5 protein-coding genes are annotated in these 5716 nt (G+C 56.3%); 1 reads left to right on the top strand and 4 read right to left on the bottom strand.

The window, feature by feature from the left end:
• Positions 1–73 precede the first annotated feature (73 nt).
• The 3 genes from trpC to M0974_RS19300 are packed head-to-tail and all read right to left on the bottom strand — an operon-like array spanning position 74 to position 2576.
• Positions 74–898, bottom strand: coding sequence for an indole-3-glycerol phosphate synthase TrpC (gene trpC / locus M0974_RS19310; protein WP_297840303.1), 825 nt, complete (start codon positions 896–898; stop codon positions 74–76).
• Positions 895–1944, bottom strand: a complete 1050-nt coding sequence (gene trpD / locus M0974_RS19305; RefSeq protein ID WP_297840305.1) for an anthranilate phosphoribosyltransferase — start codon at positions 1942–1944, stop codon at positions 895–897. The genes trpC and trpD overlap by 4 nt, the downstream gene beginning before the upstream one ends.
• Positions 1945–1976: 32 nt before the next feature.
• Positions 1977–2576 (bottom strand): aminodeoxychorismate/anthranilate synthase component II, encoded by a 600-nt coding sequence (locus M0974_RS19300; protein WP_297840300.1) that lies wholly within the window; start codon positions 2574–2576, stop codon positions 1977–1979.
• 406 nt (positions 2577–2982) lie between these two features.
• Here M0974_RS19300 and estP point away from each other — a divergent pair, with 406 nt between their 5' ends.
• The gene (gene estP / locus M0974_RS19295) at positions 2983–4923 is read left to right on the top strand and encodes an esterase EstP (RefSeq protein ID WP_297840297.1); all 1941 of its coding nucleotides are present in this window, start codon (positions 2983–2985) and stop codon (positions 4921–4923) included.
• A 151-nt stretch (positions 4924–5074) separates the two neighbouring features.
• On the opposite strand, the gene M0974_RS19290 is transcribed toward estP, so the two are convergent.
• A partial coding sequence (locus M0974_RS19290; protein ID WP_297840294.1) for an anthranilate synthase component I family protein occupies positions 5075–5716 on the bottom strand: 642 nt, incomplete at its 5' end.

Genomic DNA, 5716 nt, shown 5'->3' with positions numbered 1-5716 from the left:
TCGCTCCCACAGAGGCACAAAAATTTCACTGTGGGAGCGAATTCATTCGCGAATGGCCTAACGCGGTTTACGATCAGTTACTAATCAACGGCCCACGCTCAGGAAAAAACAGGCGCTGCAATTCAGCCCCTGGATGCTCTGCACGCATGAAGATTTCGCCGACCAGGAACGAGTAGACCTCGCTGATTTCCATCAGCTCGACGTCTGCGCGGTTGAGAATGCCGCTCTCGGTGATTACCAAACGATCACGAGGGATACGCGGCAGCAGATCCAACGTGTTTTCCAGATTCACTTCAAACGTATGCAGATTGCGGTTGTTAACACCGACCAACGGGGTGTCCACGGTTTTAAGCGCACGCTCCAGTTCGTCAAGGTCATGCACTTCTACCAGCACGTCGAGGCCGACGCTTTTAGCGACGGCGGCCAGTTCGGCTAACTTCGCGTCTTCCAGTGCTGCGACGATCAGCAAGATGCAATCAGCGCCCAGCGCGCGGGCTTCGATGATCTGATACGGATCAATCATGAAGTCTTTGCGAATCACTGGCAGCTTGCAGGCCGCACGAGCCTGCTGCAGGTAAGCGTCAGCGCCTTGGAAAAAATCGATGTCGGTCAGAACAGACAGGCACGTAGCGCCGCCTTTCTCGTAGCTCTTGGCGATTTCAGCAGGAAAAAAGTTCTCGCGGATTACACCTTTGCTCGGCGATGCTTTTTTGATCTCGGCGATAACGGCCGGGTTCTTACTTTTGGCCTGCGCGATCATTGCCTTGGCGAAACCCCGTGGCGCATCGGCCAAAGCCGCTTGGCGTTCCAGCTCAGCGAGACTAACCATGGCACTGCGGGCGGCGACCTCTTCAACCTTGCGGGCAAGGATCTTTTCCAGAACTGTCGGCACACTCATTCTCCATTCTCCTGTCTGAACACCGCAGTAAAAGCACCCAATTCTTCGAGCTTTTCCCGGGCAAGGCCGGTGTGTAACGCATCGTGAGCCAGCGCAACGCCCTCTTTCAGCGTGTAGGCATGATCGGCAGCGTATAGCGCCGCGCCCGCATTGAGGACGATCATTTCCGCGGCTTTCTGACCGTTCTCGGTTTTGCGCCGACCTAACGCATCGCGAATCAACTCCAGCGATGCCGCTGGGCTTTCAACGGTCAGACCAAACAGGCTTTGGCTTTTAATACCCAAATCTTCTGGCTGCACCCAGTATTCGGTGACTTCGCCGTTCTTTAGCTCCGCAACAAAGGTCGGTGCGGCGAGACTGAACTCATCCAGACCGTCTTGAGAATGCACAACCAATACGTGCTTGCTGCCCATGCGCGCCAGAACTTCGGCCAACGGACGGCACAGCGCCTGGCTAAACACTCCCACCACCTGATGGCGGACACCAGCCGGGTTCGTCAGCGGGCCAAGCATATTGAACAGCGTGCGCAGGCCAAGATCGCGTCGAGGGCCGGCGGCGTACTTCATGGCGCCATGATGAGACTGGGCGAACATGAAACCGATGCCAACGCTGTCAATACAGCGCGCCACTTGTACCGGTGTCAGGTTCAGATAAACGCCTGCGGCCTCCAGCAAATCAGCACTGCCACTTTTACCGGATACCGCGCGGTTACCGTGCTTGGCAACCGTGCACCCCGCCGCCGCGACGACAAACGCCGAAGCCGTCGAAACGTTAAAAATATTGGCGCCATCGCCGCCAGTGCCAACCACATCGACTACACCGTCGAGGGTCTTGAGCTCAACCTTGTCCGCCAGCTCACGCATCACCGAGACAGCGCCGACGATCTCGTCGATACTCTCGCTTTTCATGCGCATGGCCATCATGAATGCGCCAATCTGCGCATCGGTGCATTTGCCAGTCATGATTTCGCGCATGACATCGCGCATTTCGTCGGTGCTCAGGTCCAGCTGATTAACGATACGAGCCAGCGCGCCTTTGATATCCATAGCCATAACCTTACTCATAACCTTAAAGCCTCTTAAACCTGGCGAGTGCCGCCGGTTTGTTTGAGGAAGTTGGCGAACAGCTCATGGCCCTGCTCGGTAAGAATCGATTCAGGGTGAAATTGCACCCCTTCGACGTTCAACGTCTTGTGGCGCAGGCCCATGATTTCATCGACCGAGCCATCTTCAAGTTCTGTCCATGCCGTCAACTCAAGGCACGCTGGCAATGTTTCGCGTTTGACCACCAGTGAATGATAGCGGGTGACCGTCAACGGATGATTCAAGCCCTCAAACACACCGAGGTCTTCGTGGATCACCGGGCTGGTCTTGCCATGCATCACTTGCCGAGCACGCACCACGTCGCCGCCAAACGCCTGACCAATGGCTTGATGCCCAAGGCACACACCGAGCAGCGGCAGCTTGCCGGCGAAGTGTTTGATCACTTCCAGCGATACACCTGCTTCAGTCGGGGTACACGGGCCAGGGGAAACTACGATGCGCTCGGGGTTCAAGGCTTCGATTTCGGCTATGGTTAGTTCATCGTTGCGGATCACTTTGACCTCGGCACCTAACTCACCGAGGTACTGCACAACGTTATAGGTAAACGAATCGTAGTTATCGATCATCAGCAGCATGGTGTGAACCTCTTGAAATACTGACTTTTGAGCAGCCCTTGAACGTGTCGATTGGCTTGACGCTCACACGCTGGTCACTGAAATCCATCCAGCTCAGGTGCTCTGGCAAGTCAATCGAAGGGCTATGGGTACAGGTCCGGCATGGCCGGGAGGAAAACAGTCAGGCGCGCCAACGCCAACGGGCGTGAGCCTTGATAACGCGCATCAAGAATTTACTGACGATCAACACTGGGGGAAGTCTCATTTTCATACGTCCCGGCACATTAGCTTACCCAAGCACACGGTGCAATATCACTGTACCCACTTGCCGCTGGGCAGTTCGCCAGGAGAGACGGCGCACGACTGTCAAGGCTTTGCTACTTTCGTAGTGTGATAACTAAAACAACGACAAAAAGGGATCATAACAATGATTAAACAGGCGCTGTCCCTGCCGTTTGCTGCATGCATTATTTCGCTGGCCTGCTCTCACGCATTGGCGGCCCCTTCTCCTTACTCAACCATGCTGGTGTTCGGCGACAGCCTGAGCGATTCCGGGCAGTACCCCGACCTTACTGGCCCCAATCTTTCGGGCTTGCGGTTCACTAACCGCACTGGCCCAACCTTCCAGGATGGCAGCGGCGAGCCGTACGGCCCGGTGTCGACGACCTTGCTCGGGCTCAAGCTTGGCATTGCGCCTGGCGACCTTTTACCGTCAACCTCTCCAGTGAACGCGCTCCTCGGCGTGAAGGACGGGAACAACTATGCCGTAGGTGGTTACCGCACTGATCAGATCTATGACTCGATTACCTCCACGTCGGACGTGGCTATTCCCGATGGCGACGTTGGCGCCGGCACCACATTGCGCAGCAAAGACGGTTATCTGGTGGCGAACAACTTCCGCGCCGACCCTAATGCGCTGTATTTCCTCTCCGGTGGCGGCAACGACTTTTTCCAGGGGCGCGTCGTGGATGCAGCCACGGCGCAAGTCTCTGCAGATCAACTGGCGAATAGTGCCCAAGCCTTACAACAAGCCGGTGCGCGCTACATCATGGTCTGGCTGTTACCTGACCTAGGCTTAACACCAGCGTCTTTTGGCACGCCGACGCAAACGCCCAGCACTCAACTGAGCAGTGTGTTCAATGCCGAGTTGGTTGGGCGTTTGGCGCAGATCAACGCCGAGATTATTCCGCTGAACATTCCACTGTTGATTCAGGAAACCCTGGCCAATCCAGCGCGCTTTGGCCTGGACGCCAGCCAGAACCTGGTCGGCACCTGTTTTAACGGCGATGGCTGTACCGAAAACCTGGCGCACGGTCTGGACAGCGCAACACCTGATCCGACCAAGCTGCTGTTCAACGACAGCGTGCATCCGACGATTGCTGGCCAGCAATTGATCGCCGACTACGCCTATTCCTTACTGTCCGCGCCATGGGAAATAACGCTGCTGCCGGAAATGGCCCTCGGTACGTTAAATGCGCATCAAGATGAATTACGCAGCCAATGGTTGGCCGATGAAGGCAATTGGCAAAACATCGGCCAGTGGCGGGCAATTGTCGCCGCAGGTGGCGAACGCATGAACTTCGACGATCAAAGCAGTGCAGCCAGTGCCAACGGTAACGGCTATAACTTGACCATTGGTGGCAGCTACCGGTTTGCCGAGGATTGGCGCGCGGGCGTGGCGGCGGGATTCTACCGGCAACGGCTGGAAGCGGGCCCACGAAATTCCGACTACACGCTCAACAGTTATTTGGCGACAGCCTTCCTGCAATACCACGCCAACCATCTGTGGGCGGACGCAGCGCTGACCGGCGGCAAACTCGATTACCAGGACGCCAATCGTAAGTTCGCGCTGGGCGTATCCGAAGGTGAGGAAAAAGGCGATACCAATGGCAAGCTCGAGGCATTTAGTGCCCGACTGGGTTATGACATTGCCCAAGCCAGCAGCGCCTGGCATTTGTCGCCGTTCATCAGCGCTGATTACGCGCACGTCGAAGTCGACGGCTATTCAGAAAGTGGCGCTAGCTCGACTGCGCTGACTTTCGATGATCAGCGGCGCAATTCGCGGCGTCTTGGTGCAGGCCTGCAGGCGAAGATTCAGGTCACGCCCTCGACACAGCTGTTCGCCGAGGCGGCCCATGAACACGAATATGCGAATAACCAACAGGACGTGACCATCGCCCTTAACAGCCTGCCGAGCCTCGACTTCACGCTGGCTGGCTACAAACCGCAAAGCAACCTCAACCGCGTCAATCTCGGCATCAGCCAGAAATTGACTCGGGATGTGTCATTGAGGGCGAACTATAACTGGCGCAAAGACGACGACGTGACCCAACAAGGAGTCGGGTTAGCAGTGAGTATGGATTTCTAACAGAGGAATTTGTGATCCCTATGGATTGCAGAAAACCTGTGGGACCGAACTTGTTCGGGAAGTCGGCAGCGCGGAGTGTCTGGTGTACCGCGCTGCTGCCTTCGCGAACAAGTTCGCTCCCACCGAAAATGTATCGATTACAGATTTTCTGTTACGGCTCTTGCTCAGCCAACGCCACGGCGCGAAACATTGCGCGGCGTTTGTTGAGGGTTTCTTCCCACTCCAAGTGCGGCACCGAGTCGGCAACGATACCGCCGCCGGCTTGCACGTGCAGTTCACCGTTTTTAATCACTGCGGTGCGGATTGCAATGGCCGTGTCCATGTTGCCGTTCCACGCCAGGTAACCCACAGCGCCGCCATACACGCCGCGCTTGACCGGCTCCAACTCGTCAATAATTTCCATTGCACGAATTTTAGAAGCACCAGACAAAGTACCCGCCGGCAAAATTGCGCGCAGGGCGTCCATCGCTGTCAGGCCACTTTTCAGCTGCCCAGTCACGTTGGAGACGATATGCATCACGTTGGAATAACGCTCGATGACCATCTTTTCGGTCAGTTTCACCGACCCCACTTCCGACACCCGACCGGTGTCATTCCGACCCAAGTCGATCAGCATCAAATGCTCGGCGATCTCTTTGTGGTCAGACAGCAAGTCCACTTCCAGCGCTAAATCTTCTTCTTCATTGGCGCCGCGCGGGCGAGTGCCGGCGATTGGACGCACCGTGATCAGATTATCTTCCACCCGCACCAGCACTTCCGGCGAACTGCCCACCACGTGGAAGTCACCAAAGTT

This window comes from Pseudomonas sp. (assembly GCF_026224925.1).
In the GTDB taxonomy this organism is placed as follows: domain Bacteria; phylum Pseudomonadota; class Gammaproteobacteria; order Pseudomonadales; family Pseudomonadaceae; genus Aquipseudomonas.
Note: the sequence above shows the minus strand (reverse complement) of the source record. Positions and strands in the feature narration are given on the sequence as shown.